This window comes from Streptomyces sp. NPDC002564, assembly GCF_042889645.1.
Classification (GTDB): domain Bacteria; phylum Actinomycetota; class Actinomycetes; order Streptomycetales; family Streptomycetaceae; genus Streptomyces.
Genome location: NZ_JBIARE010000007.1, coordinates 48003 through 68081 on the forward strand (window position 1 = coordinate 48003; position 20079 = coordinate 68081).

The window sequence follows — 20079 nt, forward strand, 5'->3', positions numbered from 1 at the left end:
CGCGGGAGCCGTGCGGGTCTAGCCCAACCAGGTCACATCTGTCGCCGGGCCCTCCCCTGCCCGGTGCGTCCGCACGGTCCGGGCCCGGCGGGCGGCCGATGTTGGATCCGGTGCCCCGGTCCTGCGGTCCGTGCCGGCACCCGACAGGCACGAGAGCGAGGGAGAGCGCGATGCCGGAACTGTTCGTCGACGGGGAGTGGACGGCGGCCGTCCACGGCGCCCGGCGGGACGTGGTCAATCCGTTCGACGCGTCCGTCGTCCAGCAGGTCGACGACGCCGACGCGGCCGACGTCGACCTCGCCGTGGGAGCCGCGCGGCGCGCCTTCGACCACGGCGCGTGGCCGTCGCTGCCCACCCGGGAGCGCGCCGACGTGCTGCTCAGGGTGGCCCGGTTCCTGCTGCGCGACCAGGAGGAGATCGCCCACGTCGAGTCCCTGGACACCGGCAAGACCCTCGCCGAGGCCCGGATCGACGTCGAGGACGTCTCGAACGCGTTCCGCTACTTCGGGGAGATCGCCGACAAGGACGGCGGGCGCGTCGTGGACGTCGGCCCCGACGTGCTCAGCCGGGTCACCTACCACCCGGTCGGGGTCTGCGCGCTCATCGCGCCGTGGAACTACCCGCTGCTCCAGGCCTCCTGGAAGGTCGCCCCCGCGCTGGCCGCGGGCAACACCTTCGTACTCAAGCCGAGCGAGACGACCCCGCTCTCCACGATCCACATGATCCGGCTGATCGCCGAGGCGGGCGCGCCGGCCGGTGTCGCGAACCTCCTGCTCGGCCCCGGCACCACGGTCGGCGCGGCGATGTCCGCGCACGCCGACGTCGACCTGGTCTCCTTCACCGGCGGCCTGGCCACCGGCCGCCGGATCATGGCGGCCTGCGCGCCCGGCGTGAAGAACATCGCGCTGGAGCTCGGCGGCAAGAACCCCAACGTGGTCTTCGCGGACTGCGACCTGGAGACCGCCGTCGACCACGCCCTGGAGGCATCGTTCCTGCACTCCGGGCAGGTCTGCTCGGCGGGCTCCCGGCTGCTGGTCGAGGACTCCCTGCACGACCGGTTCGTGGAGCGGCTCGCGGCCCGCGCGAGCGCCATCCGGCTGGGCAGCGGCCTGGACCCGCGCACCGAGAGCGGACCGCTCAGCTCCGCGGAGCACCGGGCGAAGGTCGAGGCCTATCTGGAGATCGCCAAGGAGGACGGCGCGCGCCTGGTCTGCGGCGGCCGCCGCCCGGACGACCCCGAGCTGGCGGGCGGCTTCTTCCTGCTGCCGACCGTGTACGCCGACTGCGACCGCTCCATGCGCATCGTGCGCGAGGAGGTCTTCGGTCCGGTGGTCACGGTGGAGCGGTTCCGCACCGAGGACGAGGCCGTCGAGCTGGCCAACGACACCGAGTACGGCCTGGCGGGCGGCATCTGGACGAACGACGCGAGCCGCGCCCAGCGCGTCGCGGCCCGGCTGCGCCACGGCACCGTCTGGATCAACGACTTCCACCCCTACGTGCCGCAGGCCGAGTGGGGCGGCTTCGGGCTCTCCGGCGTCGGCAGGGAGCTCGGCCCGACCGGGCTGCGCGAGTACCAGGAGGCCAAGCACATCTACCAGAACCTCAGGCCGGGGCCCTCCGGCTGGTTCAAGGGCTGACCGGGCAGCACGAGGCAGGCGAGAGAGAAGGCGACGGCATGCACGACGAGACGACGACTTACGACTACGTGGTCATCGGCGGCGGTACGGCGGGGTCGGTCCTCGCGGCCCGGCTGAGCGAGGACCCGGCCTGCCGGGTCTGCGTGGTGGAGGGCGGGCCCAGTGATGTCGGCGACGACCGCATCCTGCGGCTGCGCAACTGGATCAACCTGCTGGGCTCGGAGTTCGACTACGGCTACACCACCGAGGAGCAGCCGCACGGCAACTCCCACATCCTGCACTCCCGGGCCCGGGTGCTCGGCGGCTGTTCCTCGCACAACACGCTGATCAGCTTCCTGCCGTTCCCCGACGACCTGGACGAGTGGGTGCGGGCGGGCTGCGACGGCTGGGGACCCGAGACGATCCTGCCGTACCGGAGCCGGCTGCAGAACACCATCGTGCCCGTCGGCGCCGCCGACCGGAACGCGATCGCCGAGGACTTCATCACCGCGGCGTCCGCCGGTCTCGGCGTGCCGGTCGTCGACGACTTCAACGCCCGGCCCTTCACCGACGGCACCGGGTTCTTCTCCCTCGCCTACGACCCGGCGACCAACACCCGGTCCTCCGCGTCGGTCGCCTACCTCCACCCGATCCTCGACCGGCCGAACCTGACGCTCCGTCTGGAGACGTGGGCGTACCGCCTTCTGCAGGACAGCGAGGGGCGCTTCACCCGCGTCCAGGTGCGCAACCCCGACGGCTCGCACAGCACCCTGGAGGCCGAGGCCGAGGTGCTGCTGTGCGCGGGCGCGATCGACACGCCGCGCCTGCTGATGCTCTCCGGCATCGGACCCGCGCAGCAGCTGCGCGACCTGGGCATCGAGGTCCGCGAGGACCTGCCGGGGGTCGGCGAGAACCTCCTGGACCACCCCGAGTCGGTGATGGTGTGGGAGACCAAGGGGCCGCTGCCGCCCAACTCGGCGATGGACTCCGACGCCGGTCTCTTCCTGCGCCGTGACGCGGCGGGCGGCCCGCGCCCCGACCTGATGTTCCACTTCTACCAAGTGCCGTTCACCACCAACACGGAGCGGCTCGGCTATCCGGTGCCCGAGCACGGCGTCTGCATGACGCCGAACGTGCCGCGCGCCCGGTCCGTGGGCCGCATGTGGCTGCGCAGCGCCGACCCGACGGTCAAACCCGCCCTGGACTTCCGCTACTTCACCGATCCGGAGGGCTACGACGAGCGCGCCATCGTCGACGGCTTGAAGATCGCGCGCGAGGTGGCGGCCACCGCCCCGTTCAGCGACTGGCTGCTGCGCGAGGTCGCCCCGGGCCCCGGCGTGACGTCGGACGCCGACCTGTCCGAGTACGGACGCCGCGCCGCGCACACCGTCTACCACCCGGCGGGCACCTGCAAGATGGGCGCCGAGGACGACCCGACGGCGGTGGTCGACCCGCAGCTGCGGCTGCGCGGGCACGACGGTCTGCGCATCGTCGACGCGTCCGTCTTCCCGACCATGCCGACGGTCAACCCGATGGTCACCGTGCTGCTCACCGCCGAGCGCGCGGCGGACCTCATCAGCGCCCGCCCGGCCCCCGAGCCGGGTCCGGAAGGGGTGACCCGGTGACCACCGTTCCCGGCACCCCGGACGGCGCCGCGGGCGAGGCCGCGCCCGGCGAGGAGAAGTCCGAGTTCCGCAAGGACATGAGCCCCTGGGCGAACTTCGCCCTCGGCTTCACCTACCTCTCCCCCGTGGTCAGTACGTACACCCTCTTCGGCACGGCGCTCGCCGACGGCGGCCCGCCGATGATCTGGGCCTTCGTCATGGCGGGCTGCGGGCAGTTCCTGGTCGCCCTGGTCTTCGGCGAGGTCGTCGCGCAGTACCCGGTCGCGGGCGGGGTCTACCCGTGGGCGCGGCGGCTGTGGGGCGTGCGCTGGGCGTGGATGACCGGCTGGGTCTACATGTGGGCGCTGCTCGTCACGATCACCAGCGTCGCGTACGGCGCGGGCCCCTACATCGCGATCCTGTTCGGCTTCCGGCCCACCGTGCACACCACGGTGCTGTGCACGGTCGCGCTGATCGTCATCGCCGTACTCATCAACTACGCGGGCACGAAGGCCCTTTCGTGGGCGGCGCTCATCGGCTTCGGCGCGGAGCTGCTCGGCGCGCTCGTGGTCGGCATCATCCTGCTGACCACGCACCGCTTCCACGGCCTCGGCGTCCTCTTCGACGACTACGGCGCGTCCGGTGACGGCTCCTACCTGCCCGTCTTCCTGGGCGCGGCGATCATCGGCTTCTACCAGTACTACGGCTTCGAGGCGTGCGGGGACGTCGCCGAGGAGGTCAAGCACCCCGGCAAGGTGATCCCCAAGGCGATGCGCAGGACCATCTACGTCGGCGGGGCCGCGGCGACGTTCACCTGTCTGACGCTGCTCCTCGCCGTCGTCGACTACCGCGCGGTGATCTCGGGGAAGGACACCGACCCGGTGGTCAGGGTGCTCTTCGACGCCCTCGGCGAGGCGGGCGCGCGGACCGTGATGGCCGTCGTCCTCATCTCCTTCCTGTCCTGCACGATCAGCCTGCAGGCCGCCGCGGGCCGGCTGATCTACTCGTACGCCAGGGACGAGATGATCGTCGGGCACCGGGTGCTGCGGAAGTTCTCGGAGGCGCGCGCGGTGCCGCCGTACGCACTGCTGGTCGCCGCGGTCGTCCCGACGCTGATCGCCTTCGGCTCGCTGATCTCCGCGGACGCCCTCACCAAGATCGTGTCCTTCGCGATCCTCGGCATCTACGCCGCCTTCCAGATGGTCGTCCTGGCGGCGCTGCGGGCCCGGCTCAAGGGCTGGAGGCCGAGCGGCGAGTACCGGCTCGGCCGCTGGGGCCTGGCGGTGAACGTGGGGGCGCTGGCCTACGGGATCTTCGCCATCGTCAACATCGCCTGGCCACGCACCCCGGAGGACCCCTGGTACGACAACTGGATCGTGCTGCTCAGCGGCGGTGTCGTGGTGGCGGCGGGGCTGGTGTACATGGTCACGACGCGGCACTACGGGCGCAGCGACGCGCCCGCGGACAGCGCGGTGCCGGACTAGGACCGGGACCAGGATCGGGGCCGGTACCGGGGCCTGTGGCGGACGGCGGGACGTCCCCCGCGGGCCCTAGGCGTCGCGCCCCTCACCGGCGGCGTCCGGGTGCTCGCCCGCCAGATGACGCACGGCGTACGAGCGCCAGGGGCGCCAGGCGTCCGGCACCGGTCCCGGGCCGCCGGGCGGCGCCACGTCGGGGTCGCCGAGCGCCCGCATCCGCACGAGCGCGGCGGTCCGGGCGTCCAGGCCGGGCAGCGCGCGGAGCGCGGCCTCGGCGTCGTCGCGGTCGGCGCCCGCGTCCAGCCGCAGCGAACCGTCGGCCAGGGCCGTGGCGAGGGCGCCCGGCGCGCCGGGCTCGGCGGTCAGGTCGGCCGGGGCGGGAAAGAGGTGGGTGAGGCCGCCGCAGGCCGCGTCGAGCGGCGTGCCGTAGCGGGCCACGAGCCGTTCGGCACCCCGACGTCCGACCAGCGCGCGCACCGCGAACTCCTCGGGGTCGGCGGCGCCGGGCGAGCGCAGTCCCGGCCGGGCGGCGACGAGCGGGGCGAGCCGGGGGTCGGCGCCGAGCCGCTCGTCGACGGCGTACGGGTCGGCGTCCAGGTCGAAGAGGCGGCGCAGGCGCTGCACGGCCGTGGTGAGGTCGCGCAGGTCGCCCAGGTGCAGCCGGGCGTCGAGCCAGCCGCCGCGGTGCAGGGCCTCGCCGGCGGACCCGGTGCCGACGCCGGTGTCGTGGTGCGTCTCCGCGACCGCGACGATGCCCGTGCCGTACGGCAGGCGCAGGGTGCGCCGGAAGGTGCGGGCGCCGCGTTCCCCGGTGACCTCCTCGACGCCGGTGACCGCCTCGGCGGCGAGCAGGTCGAAGACGGCGTCGGCGCGGTACGGGCCGCGGTGGGCCAGGCGCAGCGGGATGCCCGCGGCGGGGGTGGCGCGGGCGGTGCCACGGCGTGGGGCGGCGGCGCGCAGGGCGGTCGGGGTGAGGGCGTACACCGCCCTGATGGTGTCGTTGAACTGCCGGACGCTGGCGAACCCGGCGGCGAAGGCGATCTCGGTGACCGGCAGGTCGGTGGTCTGCAGCAGGACCCGGGCGGTGTGCGCGCGCTGGGCCCGCGCCAGGGCGACGGGACCCGCCCCGAGCTCGGCGGTGAGCTGGCGCTGCACCTGCCGGGCGCTGTAGCCGAGGCGCACGGCGAGCCCCGGGACGCCCTCGCGGTCGACGACGCCGTCGCCGATCATGCGCATGGCGCGGCCCACCACGTCGGCGCGCACGTTCCAGTCGGCGGAGCCGGGGACGGCGTCGGGCCGGCAGCGGCGGCAGGCCCGGAAGCCGGAGGTCTGGGCGGCGGCCGCGGTGGTGTAGTAGCGGACGTTCTTCCGTTTGGGGGTGACGGCGGGGCAGCTGGGCCGGCAGTAGATGCCGGTCGTCTCGACGGCGAAGAAGAACTCCCCGTCGAAGCGGGCGTCCCTGCTGCGCACGGCCTCGTACCTGGTCTCTTCATCGATCACATAGGCCATTGTGTGGCCGCGCGGGGCTCCGGGCTGGCGGAATTCGGACGCGGTGCTGGGGCGGGGGTGCGGTGTGCCGCCGCGGGGGCGCGGGGAACCGTGGGCCCGGTCTCCGGCGGCCCGCCCGCGGCGACCCACTCCCGACTCCCCACCCCCGGCACCCCCGGCACCCGCGCCCCCGCGGCGGCGCACCGCACCGCACCGGCTCAGCGCATGCGGCCCCGCTTGATCTCGACGGCCGTGCGGGCCTCCCCGCTCCGCAGCCGCCACTCGCGCCGCATCTCGGCCCGCGCGCGGGCGTCCGTCTTGGCGACGATGCGCTGGTTCTCGCGGATCAGCTTGCGGTAGCTGTCGAGCCGGCGCTCGGGCAGCGTGCCGTCCTCGACGGCGGCGAGCACCGCGCAGCCGGGCTCCGCCGCATGGGCGCAGTCGTGGAAGCGGCACCGCTCGGCCAGTTCCGAGATCTCGGCGAAGACCTGGCCGACGCCGGTCCCGGCGTCCCACAGGCCCACCCCGCGCAGCCCGGGGGTGTCGATGAGGACGCCGCCGCCGGGCAGCGGGATGAGGTTGCGGGTCGTCGTGGTGTGCCGGCCCTTGCCGTCGACGTCACGGATGGTCTGCACCGCCATGATGTCGGCACCGGCCAGCGCGTTGGCGAGGGTCGACTTGCCCGCGCCGGACTGGCCGAGCAGCACCGACGTACCGCCGGAGACGACCGCGGCCAGGACGTCGACGCCGTCCCCGGCGGCGGAGCTGACGGGGAGCACCGTGACGCCGGGCGCCGCGGTCTCGACGTCCTCGACGAGGTGGCCGAGCGTGGTGGCGTCCGGGACGAGGTCGGACTTGGTGAGCACGACGACGGGCTGCCCGCCCGACTCCCAGCCGAGCGCGAGGAACCGCTCGATGCGCGCGAGGTCGAGCTCGGCGGCGAGGGACACGGCGATGATCGAGTGGTCGACGTTGGCCGCGAGGATCTGCCCCTCGGACCGCTTGGACGAGGTGGACCGTACGAAGGACGTGCGGCGCGGCAGGTACGCCTGCACGTAGCGGGGATCGGCACTGGGCGGGTCGACCGCCACCCAGTCGCCGGTGCACACGACCTTCAGCGGGTCGCGCGGGGTGACGAACTCGGTGTCGGCGCGCACCGTCCCCTCGGGGGTGACGACGTCGCACTGACCGCGGTCGACACGGACGACGCGTCCGGGCACCAGGCCCCGGGCGGCGAACGGCGCGAACTCGTCCTCCCAGCCGGTGTCCCAGCCGTACGCGGCGAGGGGGTGCGGGAGGGCGGAGGATGACGAGGAAGAGAACGAAGACGACGAGGAAGACAAGGGGGACCCTTCACAGGGGTGGCCCCGGCACGGCGCGCAGGTCCGCGCGCGGTGAGATGTGTCAGCCGGAGGCCACGGAGGTGGACTTGATGCACTTCCGGGTGCGGGCAGCGGCAGCGCCCGTGGCGGGGAGAGCCATCGGTCAACACCTCCAGAGAACCTTGCGCGATCATCGGGACAGGGACCGGACGGCCACCTGCCAACTCCGCCGAGCGTAACGAGCGCCGGGAACCGGGCGCCACGGGTTTTTCCGGGGGTGGGGTGCGGGGGGCGGGCCGGCGCCGGGGTGCGCCGCGCCTCAGGAGCGGTGGGCGGCACTCGCGCCCGCCCGGCCGCTCACCGCTCCCACGGGCCCCGCCGCCGCGCCACGAACACCAGCTCGCGGCCGGGTCGGTCCGGGGCGTCGCGCAGGGGTTCCACGACGTATCCCTGGGCGGCCAGGTCCGCCTCGACTTCCTCACGGCCGCGGAAGCGCAGGGTCGAGTCGGAGGTCAGGACCCGGCCGTCCGCGGTGAAGGCGTAGGTCCAGCGGAACGTGACCAGGGGCCCTTCGACCTCCGTGACCTCGACCCAGCTCTCCACCGGTCCCGTGCCGGGGACGTCCGTCACCGTGTGCGTGGCCGCGCGGTTCCACTCCTGCCAGGCGCGCCGGGCCGGGTCCCGCGTCTCGAAGACCAGGCGCCCGCCGGTACGCAGGGCCGTGTGCGCCCCGCGCAAGGTGTTCCGCCACGCGTCGGGCTCGGTGATCTGCTGGGCGACGTTGGCCGTCATGGTCGCGAGGTCGACGGCCAGGGGCGGCAGCCGTGTCGCGTCGCCGTGCAGCCAGCGGACCCGTCCGGCGCCCGGTTTGGCGCGGGCCACGTCGAGGGACGCGGCGGCAGGGTCGACACCGACGACGTCGCAGCCCCGGGCGGCGAGCAGCAGGGCGAACACCCCGGTGCCGCAGCCGATGTCGAGAACCCGGCGCGCGCCGAACTCCTCCGCCATGGCGAGGTAGGCGTCCAGGTCACCGCGGTCGGGGTCCAGGACGTCGTAGAGGACGGCGAGGCGGGGATTGCCGAAGGCCTCGTCGACGACGGAGGCGCAGTCGCCGGACGCCACCTCACCGGCGTGGTCTCCCGTAGCCCCTTCGGTGCCGTGGGGGACGGAAGCGGGGTTCGTCGGGGGGTGGGTGTTGTGTGGGGGTGGGCCGGGGGTGGCGTCCGTGGGGTCAGTGGGGGGCATGGGGCGCGCGCCAGTCGGGGGCGAGGATCGACCAGACCTCGGTGTCCTGCCGTACGCCCCGGTAGGGGTCGTCCTCGCGCAGGAGGCCTTCGCGGGTCATGCCGAGCCGCTTGGCCACGTTGACGCTCGGCGTGTTCTCGGGGGCCACCAGCCACTCCACCCGGTGGATGCCGCGCGTCTCCACCGCCCAGTCGACGACGACACGGACCGCCCGGGTCACCAGGCCGCGCCCGGAGGCGTCCGGTTCCAGCCAGCAGCCCGCCTCGCAGGTGCCGGCCGCCGCGTCGAAGGCCCGCAGGAGGACGCCGCCGACCAGGCGTCCGTCGAGCCGGATGGCGTACAGGCGGCCGGTGTCGGCCGCGGTCTTGTCCGCGTACACCTGGAGCCAGGCGCGGGCGGAGTCGAGGTCGGCGGTGATGTCGGGGAGCCCGACGTAGCGGCCGATGTAGTCGCGGCCCCGGTCCATGTGGGCGAGGAACTCCTCGGCGTGGGACGGCTCCAGGGGGCACAGTGCGGCTCCGTCACCCAGGGGTATCGCGAACATTCTCATCCTCCACAGTGGCCACGCCGTTCGCTGGATCCTCGCACGGCGCGACGCCGGGCGGTCCGCTGCGGCGCCCCACGGCGCGCACGCCGACCGCTCTTCGCCACTCTCCGTGGTCGGCCGGATTCCGCTCCGTCACGGGCCTCAACGGCGCCCCGTCGTGGGCGAAATGACGGAACGACACCCTCCGCGGTGCCGCCGCCCGGAGCCCGCGCCGGGCCCGTCCCCGCTGCCCGCGCGGGCCCCCGCACGTCCCGCCGGGCCATCGACGCAGGCAGGTTGAGCGGAGGGCACTGTTCCGGACAGTTCCGCGACGCGGACGATCTGGCCGGTCTTGTCGCTGACGAATTAGTTGCCTCAGCCATCCAATGGGGACGGATCAGGGACGAACTGCGCTTGCGAGGTACTTCATGCCGGAGACAACGAAGCCGATCGAATCCATCTCCTTCCCCCAGGACCGCACGTGCCCGTACCACCCGCCCACCGGCTACGCACCCCTGCGCGAGGACCGGCCGTTCTCGCGCGTCACGCTCTTCGACGGCCGCTCCGTGTGGCTGGTCACCGGCCAGCGGGCGGCGCGTGAGCTGCTCGTCGACCCCCGGCTGTCCGCGGACCGCCAGAACGAGGCCTTCCCGTCGCCGACCGAACGCTTCGCCCGGCTCCGTGACCGCCGCGTCGCCCTGCTCGGCGTCGACGACCCGGAGCACAACACGCAGCGAAGGATGCTGATCCCCAGCTTCTCCGTCAAGCGCATCGCCGCCCTGCGCCCCCGGATCCAGGAGACGGTCGACCGGCTCCTGGACGCCATGGTCGAGCGCGGGCCGACCGCGGAGCTGGTCAGCGCCTTCGCGCTGCCGGTGCCCTCCATGGTGATCTGCGCGCTGCTCGGCGTGCCCTACGCCGACCACGAGTTCTTCGAGGAGCAGTCGCGGCGGCTGCTGCGCGGCCCGACCGCCGAGGACACCCAGAAGGCGCGGGACGAACTGGACGCCTACTTCTACGCGTTGATCGACGCCAAGCGGGCCGAGCCGGGCGACGGCCTGCTGGACGAGCTGATAGGCCGCCGGTTGGAGACGGGCGCCGTGGACCGGGAGGAGCTGGTCAGACTCGCCACGATCCTGCTGATCGCCGGGCACGAGACCACGGCGAACATGATCTCCCTGGGGACGTTCACGCTGCTCCAGCACCCCGAGCGGCTCGCCGAACTGCGGGCCGGGCTGCACGCCGACCCGCCCATCATGCCGGCCGCCGTCGAGGAACTGCTGCGCTTCCTGTCCATCGCGGAAGGGCTGCTGCGGGTGGCCAAGGAGGACATCGAGACCTCGGCGGGCACCATCCGAGCCGACGACGGCGTCGTCTTCGCCACCTCCCTCATCAACCGGGACGGGACGGCCTACCAGGGCCCCGAGGAGCTGGACTGGCACCGCACGGACCGCCACCACCTCGCCTTCGGCTTCGGCATCCACCAGTGCCTGGGCCAGAACCTCGCCCGCGCCGAGATGGAGATCGCGCTGGGCACCCTCTTCGAGCGCCTGCCGGGGCTGCGGCTGGCGGCACCGGCGCGGGACATCCCGTTCAAGCCGGGGGACACGCTCCAGGGAATGCTCGAACTCCCCGTCACCTGGTAGGAGCCGGTCATGGAACAGACGATCATTCACGTCGAGAAGGACCGGTGCGTGGGCGCGGGCATGTGCGCGCTCACCGCGCCCGGCGTCTTCACGCAGGACGACGACGGCCTCAGCGAGGTGCTGCCCGGCCGCACGGACGGCGGCGGCGACCCCCTGGTGCGGGAGGCGGCGCGGGTCTGCCCGGTCCAGGCGATCAGCGTCGGGGCCAAGGGCTGACCCTCCGTCACTCACCGTGCGTGCAGGACGATTTCATCCGCTGAGCGTGACCGTGAAGCTCTTCCCGTACGCGTGGTGGGTGTCGACCTCGACGCGGGTGCCGCCCGGCGCCCGGCCCACCCGGACCCGCGGGTCGGCGGTGACCTCGCGCAGCGGGCGGCCGCGCAGCAGGACCGTCACGGTGTCCCGGTCCATCGTCGGGTCGGACACCGCGACGGAGACGGTCGCGCCGCGGCGGCTCTCGCGGCGGCGCACGACGACCGAGGCAGGGCCCTCCACGCGCAGGGCTCCGGCGTCGTGCCGCCCCGGCGTGAAGGAGTTGGCCGCCGTCAGGCCGAGCCCCGAGTGGGACAGGGCCTGCAGGCGGCGGGAGTTGGCGAGGACCTTCAGCGGCCCGTGGCGGTGGGCCCGCAGCCGGTCCTCGTCGGCGTTCGGCACCAGCGCGTAGGCGAGGCGGGCGGGCGCGGCGCCCGCCGCGCCGTCGAAGGTGACCCCGAGGACCGAACGGGTCACCGCCGTGTCGGGGTTGGCGGTGCGCACGACCCGGCGGCTGCGGGTCACCTTCTCCAGGGTGACCCGCACCCGCGGCGCGTCCAGGAAGAGGTAGCCGACGGCGGTGGACCGCGTGGCATCGGCGTAGCGCAGCCAGCGCAGGTCGGCCGTGCCGGGGCCGGTCCACGGGCGCCCGTCCGCGCGCTCCCCGGTGAGCACGATCCGGTCGCCCGGGAGGGCCGTGCGCGCGTCGACGGTCGTGGTGACGGCCCGGCCCGCCGGATCCCCGACGTCGGCGGCGAGCACCACGATCTCGTCGTCCAGCAGGAACCACGACTTCGTCGCCGTCGCGTTGCGGTACACCACGAAGTCCTCGGGCAGCAGCGCCCGGTCGCGGTACGCCACGTCGCTCGACTGCACCATCCCGGCCACCCCGTACGCCCCGAGGACCGCGCCGCCCGACCAGCGGGCGGTGCCGCGCGGGAAGTAGACGTAGGTGTTCTGCGACTCGGACGACGCGGTGAAGTGGAGCGGGTGGTCCGGGTTGTCGTAGTAGGGCGTGCCGTACGCCTCCGGTACGGTGCGCCGCCGTTCGACCGGCGCGGTGACGCCCGCGAGGCCGTAGGGGTCGACGGTGGTGTAGTAGTCGACGCCGTACGCCTGGGTCTGGTCCTGGCCGGACAGGTACAGGTGGTGCGCGCCGTCGCCCTGGAACCACGGCATGAGGTTCTCGCCGCTCATGTACTCGTACTTGCTGATCCGGTCCGAGCTGCGGGCGAGCGCGAAGGCGTAGCCCGGCCTGCGGTGCACGGTCCGGTCCATGGCGTTGAACGCGACGCTGCGGGCGGCGGGGTTGAGGTCGGCGGACGGGACGGCGGGGTCGGCGACCAGGTCGGCGTAGCGCACGATGCTCACCGGCGAGACGAAACGGGACGGGTCCAGGGGGCCGAGCGAGGTGTCCCTGACGTGCTTGACGTAGCCCTTCAGGGCGGTGGCCGCGGCGCCCGACGCGAGCGAGGACAGGTCGACGACGGCCTCGACGACCGCCGCCACGTCGGCGTACCCGGTCTCCGGCCGGGACACCGCGCGGCCCTTGACGATCTCCATCATCCAGCCCTCGAAGATGAGCGGCGCGAAGCCGTTCCGCACCCAGCCGTGCACGGTCGGCACGAGCTCCTCGCCGTGCGCGAACCCCGTGCCCTCCAGGATCTTGAGCGTCTGCACGACCCGGGTGAGGAGCCCTTTGCCGTACGAGCCGGTGTAGGCGACGGAGGCGTGCTGGATGAAGGAGCCGTCCGCGTAATGGCCGTCCGTCACCCGGTGGTTGAGGTGGTACGGGTCGATGGTGACGAACACCGTCAGCTGGTCGACGAGGGCCTTGCGGATACGGGCCTCGCCCGGCTCGCCGAGGAGGGCGCCCTGCAGGATCCGGTTGGTGGTGATGTCGGCGAGGTTGGCGCCGGTGTGGAAGCGCGAGTCGAGGTCGACGTCGCCGTCGGTGCCGTTGCGCAGGTAGGCGTCCATGGCGGCGACGTAGGTGGCCACGAGTTCCGGCCGGTACGCGGCCACCTCGTCGGCGAGCAGGACGAGGGCCCTGCTGACGTGCTGGGAGATCCCGATCTCCCACTGGAACCAGTTGCCGTAGTAGCCCCGGGACTGGTCGCCGTAGTAGCGCTCGTGCAGCCACACCAGGCCGTCGATCACCCGGCGCCGGACGGCCGTGCTGCCGTACAGGTCGGCGGGGACGCCCGGCGTGCGGGTGGCGAGGGCGATCTCGTACAGCTTGCGGTAGGCGGTGTTCAGGTTGGCCTCGTCGGTGCCGAGCGCCAGGCCGGCGAAGAGCTCGCCCTCGCCCGCGTCGTCCATCGCCGCGAGGTCGGCGCGCGCGGTCCGCTCGACGGCGGCGAGCTTCGCGGCGGTCTCGGGGCGGGCGTTGGACCCGGCGGTCCCGGCGAACACCGCGGTGGTGTTGGCGAGCAGCCGGGCCCGGCCCTCGGCGCCGGCCGCCGCGGCGGCGGGCAGCGCCGGGACGGCGGCCAGGAGTCCGGCGGCCGACAGGGCGGACAGCAGGCGTCTGCGGGTGATCTCCATGGCGGCCTCCAACGGTGACGTGCGGGGGCGTTCGCGGGCGTTCCTGCGGGTGTTTCCGGGGGTGATCTCCGCGGATGTTCCGGGGCGTTCGCGGGCGTTCCGGGAGCGTGCGGCGAGCGGAGTCAAGCAGACGGCCCCACCCGCGACAAGGGTCCACGGCCGGGACACGCCCGCCCGGTCGACAACGTCCCCGGCGACCCCGCGAGGCGCCCGAGGCACCCACGCGACGGCTCGTGGCCGGCACGCGGTCCCGGAGCGGCCGGGGCTCAGCCCTGCCGGGTCCCGTCGCGCCGCGCGATGTGCGGCGGCGGCGCGATCCCCGCGGGCAGCAGCGGGTCGGCGACGGGCGCGCCCCAGGTCGTGGTCAGCGGCAGGTTCCCGGCCCAGACGCCGAGCTCGGCGTCGGGCCCCGTGCCGTCCTCCGGCGGACCTTCGGCGACCTTGACCGAGGCCTCCGCGAGGGAGAGCGCGAGCAGGGTGGTGGCGGCCAGCTCCTTGCGGCTGGGGCGGCGCGCGTAGTCCCACTGGCCCGGCGCCGCGTGCTCGGTGAGCAGGCGCAGGCCGCGCAGCTTCTCGTCCGGGTCCGTCACCGTGCGCGGCACGCCGTGGATCATCGCGCTGCGGTAGGTGACGCCGTGCTCGAAGACCGAGCGGGCCAGGATCAGCCCGTCGACGTGGGTGACGGTGACGCAGACGGACGCCTGCGGGTCGGCGGCCAGGCTGCGGCTCGCGACGGATCCGTGCAGGTAGAGCTGGGTGTCGTCACGGCCGTAGACGGTGGGCACGACCATCGGGTGGCCGTCGACGACGACACCGAGGTGGCAGACGAAGCCCGCGTCGAGGACGGCTTCGAGCTCGGCGCGCCCGAGACGGCCCTGCTCGCGCAGGCGACGGTGGCGGGTGCGGTCGTTCACGGGCAGGGACGCGGGCAGCGGCGACGGCTTGGCTGACTGGTTCACACGCCGGAAGGTACCGATAACGCGCCCCGGATGCCACAGATCGACGAAAAACGTCAAGCAAGGCCCGTCGGGCTGCGATATCCGCACTCGACGAGCGGCCCGTCCAAGACGCGCCCGAAAAGTCCAACAACTCCCGCTCCGGACCAATGGTGTGCAGGCACCCCGGCGCGGTCTGATGGAGCCATGGAGCTCCCCCACCACGAGGACGTGTCCCCCGGCACCGGCAGCCTCCCGCCCCGCGCGTGGTACGCGACGTCGGACGCCGCCGCCTTCTCCCTCAACGGACCCTGGCGCTTCCGCCTCTCCCCCACCCCCGACGCCGAGGACGAGGCCTTCGCCGCCGACGGGTACGACAGCACCGCCTGGGACGACATCACGGTCCCCGGCCACTGGGTGCTGCAGGGCCACGGCGCCCCCCACTACACCAACCAGCTCTACCCCTTCCCGCTCGACGCGCCCCGGGTGCCGACGGAGAACCCCACCGGCGACCACCTGCACACCTTCGACCTGCCCGCCGCCTGGCCGCGCGAGGGCGCCGCCGTACTGCGCTTCGACGGCGTCGACTCGTGCGCCCGCGTCTGGCTCAACGGCACGGAGCTGGGCGACTTCAAGGGCTCCCGGCTCGCCCACGAGTTCGCCGTCGGCGAGCTGCTGCGGCCCACCGGCAACGTCCTGGCGGTCCGCGTCCACCAGTGGTCCGCCGGGTCGTACCTGGAGGACCAGGACCAGTGGTGGCTGCCGGGCATCTTCCGCGACGTGACCCTGCTGCACCGGCCCGCGGGCAGCGCGGGCGACTTCTTCGTGCACGCCGCGTACGACCACCGCGCCGGGACGGGCACCCTGCGCGTCGACGCCGGGACCGCAGGGCGCGTCACCGTACCCGCCCTGGGCATCGACGTGCCCACCAGCCGGAGCGTCACCGTGCCCGTGGAGCCGTGGACGGCCGAGACACCGCGCCTGTACGACGCGGTCCTGGCGACGCCCGGCGAGCGGATCCCGCTGCGCGTCGGCTTCCGCACGGTCGCCGTCGAGGACGGCGTCATCACGGTCAACGGCCGCCCGGTCCTCTTCCGGGGCGTGAACCGCCACGAGTTCCACCCGGAGACGGGCCGCGCCCTCGCCCCCGACACGATGCGCGCCGACGTCCTGCTGATGAAGCGTCACAACATCAACGCCGTCCGCACCAGCCACTACCCGCCCCACCCCGCCTTCCTCGACCTCTGCGACGAGCTGGGCCTGTGGGTGATCGACGAGTGCGACCTGGAGACCCACGGCTTCCAGGCGGTCGGCTGGCGCGGCAACCCGGTCGACGACGACCGCTGGACGCCCGCCCTCCTGGACCGCGCGGCCCGCATGGTCGAACGCGACAAGAACCACGCCTCGGTGATCATGTGGTCGCTGGGCAACGAGTGCGGGACGGGCCGCGGCCTGACCGCCATGGCCGACTGGATCCGGGCCCGCGACGCCGGCCGCCTGCTGCACTACGAGGGCGACCGGTCCTGCGCCGACACCGACGTCTACTCCCGGATGTACGCCGACCACGCCGAGGTCGAGCGCATCGGGCGGGGCGAGGACGAGGGCCCTCGGCGGCGTGCCGGACTCCCCTTCCTCCTGTGCGAGTACGCGCACGCCATGGGCAACGGCCCCGGCGGACTCGGCGCCTACCAGCGCCTCTTCGAGACGTACGAGCGGCTGCAGGGCGGCTTCGTCTGGGAGTGGATCGACCACGGCATCGCGCACCCCGCGTACGGGTACGCCTACGGCGGCGACTTCGGCGAGGAACCGCACGACGGGAACTTCGTCTGCGACGGCCTGCTCTTCCCCGACCGGACGCCGTCCCCCGGACTGGTCGAGTACAAGAAGGTGATCGAGCCGGTCCGGATCGAGGGCGACGGGCGGGCGGGGACCGTCGCCGTCACCAACCTGCACGACTTCGCCGGCCTCGCCCACCTCGCCTTCACCTGGTCGTACGACCAGGACGGCGTGCCCGTCGCCGACGGCGTCCTCGCGGTGCCGCCGGTCGGTCCTGGCGGGCGCGCGGAGGTGAAGCTGCCGCCCCCGCCGCCGCACGGCCCGGACACCGAGACGCAGTGGACGGTACGGGCCGTGCTCGCCGACGCCACCGCCTGGGCGCCGCGGGGACACGTGGTGGCCTGGGCCCAACTGCCCGCCGGGGACGGCAGGACGCGTCCGGTGCCGGACGGCGCGGCGGCCCCGCGGACGGCGGACGGCCACCGCCTCACGCTGGGCCCCGCCGCCTTCGACGCCCGCACCGGCGACCTGCTGGCCCTCGGCGACCGCGCGATCACCGGCCTGCGCCTGGACGTGTGGCGGGCCCCCACCGACAACGACAACGGCATGCCCTGGCGCCCCGAGCCGTCCGTCGCCGCCCGCTGGCGCGCGCTCGGCCTGCACCGGATGCGGCACCGCGTCGACGCCGTCGAGCCGACCGCCGACGGGCTGACCGTCCGCACCCGGGTGGCGCCCGCCGCGAGCGACCTGGCGCTGCGCACGGAGTACCGCTGGACCTCCGACGGGGACCGCCTGACGCTGCGGCTCTCCGTGACCCCCGAGGGCGACTGGACGCAGCCGCTGCCGCGCCTCGGCATCAGCTTCGGGCTGCCGGGCGGGGCGGACCGGGTGCGGTGGTTCGGCGGCGGCCCCGGCGAGGCCTACCCCGACACCGCGACGGCCTCGCTGCTCGGCGTCTGGGAGTCGGACGTCGACGCGCTGCAGACACCGTACGTGCGCCCGCAGGAGAACGGCGCCCGCCCCGGCATCCGCTGGGCCGAACTCGGCGGTCTGCGCATCGAGAGCGCGGACCGGCCCTGGCTCACCGCGCGCCGGTGGACCACGCACCAGCTCGACGCGGCCGCGCACCGCACCGACCTGACGCCGGGCGACACCGTCTGGGTGACCCTGGACGCCGGCCAGCACGGCATCGGCACGAACTCGTGCGGCCCCGGCGTCCTGCCGCAGTACGCCCTCCACCCCCGGCCGACCACGCTGCGCTGCGTGTTCGCCCCCGCCGGCGGCTGATCCGGCGGGCCGCCGCGGCTCACCCCGCGGCGGTCAGCCGCTCCCGCAGGAACGCGACGACCCGCTCGCGCGCGGCGTACGCGGGATGGCCCGGCTCCGCACGGACCTCCTCGGTGAGCACGGAGTGCGCGGACCTGGCGAACCCCGCCGCGTTGCCCGGCGACGAGTCGAGCTCGATCACCTCGAACGCGTCGCCCAAGTGGCGGCGGAGCGTGGCGAAGCGGTCGCGCGGCACGAGCTTGTCCTCGCTGAAGCGCAGACCGAGCGCGCACAGCCCCTCGTTCCTCGTGCGGGCCACGACCGTGTCGAACTCGGCGCGGGACAGGCCGGGGTCCCCCCGGCGGGCCGCGCTGACGGGCAGCGGCAGCGAGGGCTGGCTGAGCACCGGCGCGAGGACCGCGTCGTCCGTGGCGGCCGCCAGCGCGAAGCCGCCGGTGAAGCACATGCCGATGACGCCGACCCCCGGGCCCGGCGTACGGGCCGTCAGATCGCGGGCCAGTGCGCGGAGATGGTCCGCGAAGGGCCGCCGGGCGTTGGTGGCGAAGGCGCGGAACTCCGCGGAGACGCACACCCGGGGGAAGACCTGGAGCACGTACGGTCCGGAGACCGGCCTGCCCGGCTCGCCGAAGGGGGACGGGATCGCGACGGTGAACCCCTGCTGCACCAGATGGTCGCCGAGGCCCAGCACACCCGGGTGGACACCGGGGATTTCGGGAACCAGCACGACGCCCGGCCCTGTCCCCTTCTCATAGACATCATGCGTGAGACCGGCCCCGGTGAACGAGGCCCTGCTCCAGCCGGTGAGGTCCGCCGTCGGTTCCGAACCGGGCACACCGCCCACTCCCTTTCGTCACACGTGTCCGAGGGGTAAGTGAAGTCCATGCCTACAGCACCCCTGCGCGGAAGCACAGACCCCGCCCGGCACCCCGTACCGCCCGAGCCGCCGCCCGACCCGCCGCCCGGGCGGCTCGTGACGTGGTTCGCCGCGTTCGGCCCCGTCGCCGGGGGCTACGCCGTCTTCCAGGCACTGGTGAGCCTGCTGCCCGTCGCGCTCTTCGCGGACACCGCCCGCTACACGCTCGCCGTGGTCAGCGGCGTCGGGACCGGGCTGTGCGCCTGGCTCGCGGGCGCGCTGCTGCGGGCCAGGGCGGCGGACGGCGGCGGCACGGGCGGCGGTCTGGACGGGGTGCCGTCCCCGCGCCGCCCCCTGGCGGGCAGCGGCACGCCGGGTGCGGGGGACCCGGACGCGCCGGGACCGCTGCCGGGGCTCTCGGCCGCCACCTACACCACGCTCAGCGACCGCCTGACGGTCTTCGACGACCCGCTGCGCGGCCGCCTCACCGGCTGGCCGCACGCCCTGGACGAGCAGGCGGAACCGGTGCGGCCGACGCCCACGGGCACCGCATACGGGCTGCACATCGTGCTCGAACTGGGCATGCCCGACGGGCGGTTGCGGGCCGCGGAGCTGGTGGAGACGCTGTGGCGGCTGCGGCTTCCCGAGGGCGGCTGGGCGGCCCGCTCGCAAGGGGCGGTGGGCCGCCCCGAGGTGACCGCGCTGGTGCTCGGCGCGCTCGCCAGGGCCGGCGCCGACCCACGGCTCCTGGCCACCGAGGCGGAGCGCTGCACGGACCGCTTCAGCCGCGAACTGGAGCCCGCGGGCGCGGAGATGACCCACGTCGTGACGACCGTGCTGCGCGGGCTCTTGCGGGCCGCGCCCGGCTCGCCCGCCCTGCCGGTGCTGCGGGACGCGCTCGTCGACGGCGCCGTGACCGACCCGACGCGCGGCCACCGGCGCTGCTGGGGCTCCCGGCTGACGCCCCCGCGCGGCCGGACGGTGACGCCGTCGGCCGTCCACACGGCGCAGGCCGTGGTCGCCCTGGACCGGGCGGCCCGGGTGCTCGGCGAGGACGCGAACGCCCGCGCCACCCGTGAGGAGGGCATCCGCTGGCTGCTGTCCTGCCCCGGCCCCGCGCACGACGGCTGCGAGGACCTGGAGAGCGTGCACGAGACGGTGCGCCGCCCGCACCCCGTCGACGCCTCCCGCCACGAGGTGCTCTCCGTGCGGCACTTCGCGGCGGCCTGGCTGGTGCGGGCGCTGCTCACCGCGGACGCCCCGGCGATCGCCGCCGACGAGAACGGCCCCGCGGCATGGCAGGAGATGCTGTCCGGCGCCGCCGCGTGCGTCTGGCGCCGGCAGGACAACGGGATCTGGACGTGGGACGGGGTCGATCTCGCCTACCCGCTGTGGATGACCTACCAAGGCCTTTCGGCGCTGCGGGCACATGCCGTATGGATGTATCAGCCGGGTCGGTGAACCCCGGCGCGGGGCGTGCGCGGTCCGGGCGGACATCCGGGTG

14 protein-coding genes are annotated in these 20079 nt (G+C 74.3%); 7 read left to right on the forward strand and 7 right to left on the reverse strand.

The window, feature by feature from the left end:
* The first annotated feature begins 170 nt into the window (after positions 1 to 170).
* The 3 genes from ACFYXE_RS24465 to ACFYXE_RS24475 are packed head-to-tail and all read left to right on the forward strand — an operon-like array spanning position 171 to position 4704.
* Complete coding sequence (locus ACFYXE_RS24465) at positions 171 to 1637, forward strand: aldehyde dehydrogenase family protein (protein ID WP_361175774.1); 1467 nt, start codon at positions 171 to 173, stop codon at positions 1635 to 1637.
* A gap of 38 nt (positions 1638 to 1675) precedes the next feature.
* Entirely contained in the window at positions 1676 to 3241 is a 1566-nt protein-coding gene (locus tag ACFYXE_RS24470) for a GMC family oxidoreductase (protein WP_389315647.1), read from the forward strand.
* Positions 3238 to 4704 carry an APC family permease gene (locus tag ACFYXE_RS24475; RefSeq protein ID WP_389315649.1) on the forward strand — a complete coding sequence of 489 codons (1467 nt, stop codon included), beginning with the start codon at positions 3238 to 3240 and terminating at the stop codon, positions 4702 to 4704. Before ACFYXE_RS24470 ends, ACFYXE_RS24475 begins: the two co-directional genes overlap by 4 nt.
* A gap of 66 nt (positions 4705 to 4770) precedes the next feature.
* Here the strand turns inward: ACFYXE_RS24475 and ACFYXE_RS24480 are convergent, their stop codons facing one another.
* The 4 genes from ACFYXE_RS24480 to ACFYXE_RS24495 form a co-directional block, all read right to left on the reverse strand.
* Complete coding sequence (locus tag ACFYXE_RS24480; protein WP_389315651.1) at positions 4771 to 6207, reverse strand: DNA-3-methyladenine glycosylase 2 family protein; 1437 nt, start codon at positions 6205 to 6207, stop codon at positions 4771 to 4773.
* 197 nt (positions 6208 to 6404) lie between these two features.
* A complete protein-coding gene (gene rsgA / locus ACFYXE_RS24485) occupies positions 6405 to 7529 on the reverse strand; it encodes a ribosome small subunit-dependent GTPase A (RefSeq protein ID WP_389315653.1) in 1125 nt (374 codons plus the stop codon).
* A 336-nt stretch (positions 7530 to 7865) separates the two neighbouring features.
* Positions 7866 to 8630, reverse strand: coding sequence for a class I SAM-dependent methyltransferase (locus tag ACFYXE_RS24490; RefSeq protein ID WP_389315656.1), 765 nt, complete (start codon positions 8628 to 8630; stop codon positions 7866 to 7868).
* A gap of 109 nt (positions 8631 to 8739) precedes the next feature.
* Positions 8740 to 9297: a GNAT family N-acetyltransferase gene (locus ACFYXE_RS24495; protein ID WP_389315658.1), complete on the reverse strand. Its 558-nt coding sequence runs from the start codon at positions 9295 to 9297 to the stop codon at positions 8740 to 8742.
* A gap of 410 nt (positions 9298 to 9707) precedes the next feature.
* Here ACFYXE_RS24495 and ACFYXE_RS24500 point away from each other — a divergent pair, with 410 nt between their 5' ends.
* Together ACFYXE_RS24500 and ACFYXE_RS24505 are read left to right on the forward strand one after the other, a co-directional pair.
* Positions 9708 to 10925 (forward strand): cytochrome P450, encoded by a 1218-nt coding sequence (locus ACFYXE_RS24500; protein ID WP_389315660.1) that lies wholly within the window; start codon positions 9708 to 9710, stop codon positions 10923 to 10925.
* 9 nt (positions 10926 to 10934) lie between these two features.
* Entirely contained in the window at positions 10935 to 11141 is a 207-nt protein-coding gene (locus ACFYXE_RS24505) for a ferredoxin (RefSeq protein ID WP_389315663.1), read from the forward strand.
* Between the two features lie 33 nt (positions 11142 to 11174).
* Here the strand turns inward: ACFYXE_RS24505 and ACFYXE_RS24510 are convergent, their stop codons facing one another.
* Together ACFYXE_RS24510 and ACFYXE_RS24515 are read right to left on the reverse strand one after the other, a co-directional pair.
* Positions 11175 to 13724, reverse strand: coding sequence for a polysaccharide lyase family 8 super-sandwich domain-containing protein (locus ACFYXE_RS24510; RefSeq protein ID WP_389315666.1), 2550 nt, complete (start codon positions 13722 to 13724; stop codon positions 11175 to 11177).
* 266 nt (positions 13725 to 13990) lie between these two features.
* The gene (locus ACFYXE_RS24515; protein WP_389315668.1) at positions 13991 to 14683 is read right to left on the reverse strand and encodes a pyridoxamine 5'-phosphate oxidase family protein; all 693 of its coding nucleotides are present in this window, start codon (positions 14681 to 14683) and stop codon (positions 13991 to 13993) included.
* Positions 14684 to 14866: 183 nt separating this feature from the next.
* Here ACFYXE_RS24515 and ACFYXE_RS24520 point away from each other — a divergent pair, with 183 nt between their 5' ends.
* A complete protein-coding gene (locus tag ACFYXE_RS24520) occupies positions 14867 to 17722 on the forward strand; it encodes a glycoside hydrolase family 2 TIM barrel-domain containing protein (RefSeq protein WP_389315670.1) in 2856 nt (951 codons plus the stop codon).
* Positions 17723 to 17741: 19 nt separating this feature from the next.
* On the opposite strand, the gene ACFYXE_RS24525 is transcribed toward ACFYXE_RS24520, so the two are convergent.
* Positions 17742 to 18563, reverse strand: a complete 822-nt coding sequence (locus ACFYXE_RS24525) for a dienelactone hydrolase family protein (RefSeq protein WP_389315672.1) — start codon at positions 18561 to 18563, stop codon at positions 17742 to 17744.
* 39 nt (positions 18564 to 18602) lie between these two features.
* Here ACFYXE_RS24525 and ACFYXE_RS24530 point away from each other — a divergent pair, with 39 nt between their 5' ends.
* Entirely contained in the window at positions 18603 to 20036 is a 1434-nt protein-coding gene (locus ACFYXE_RS24530; protein WP_389315674.1) for a hypothetical protein, read from the forward strand.
* Positions 20037 to 20079 lie beyond the last annotated feature (43 nt).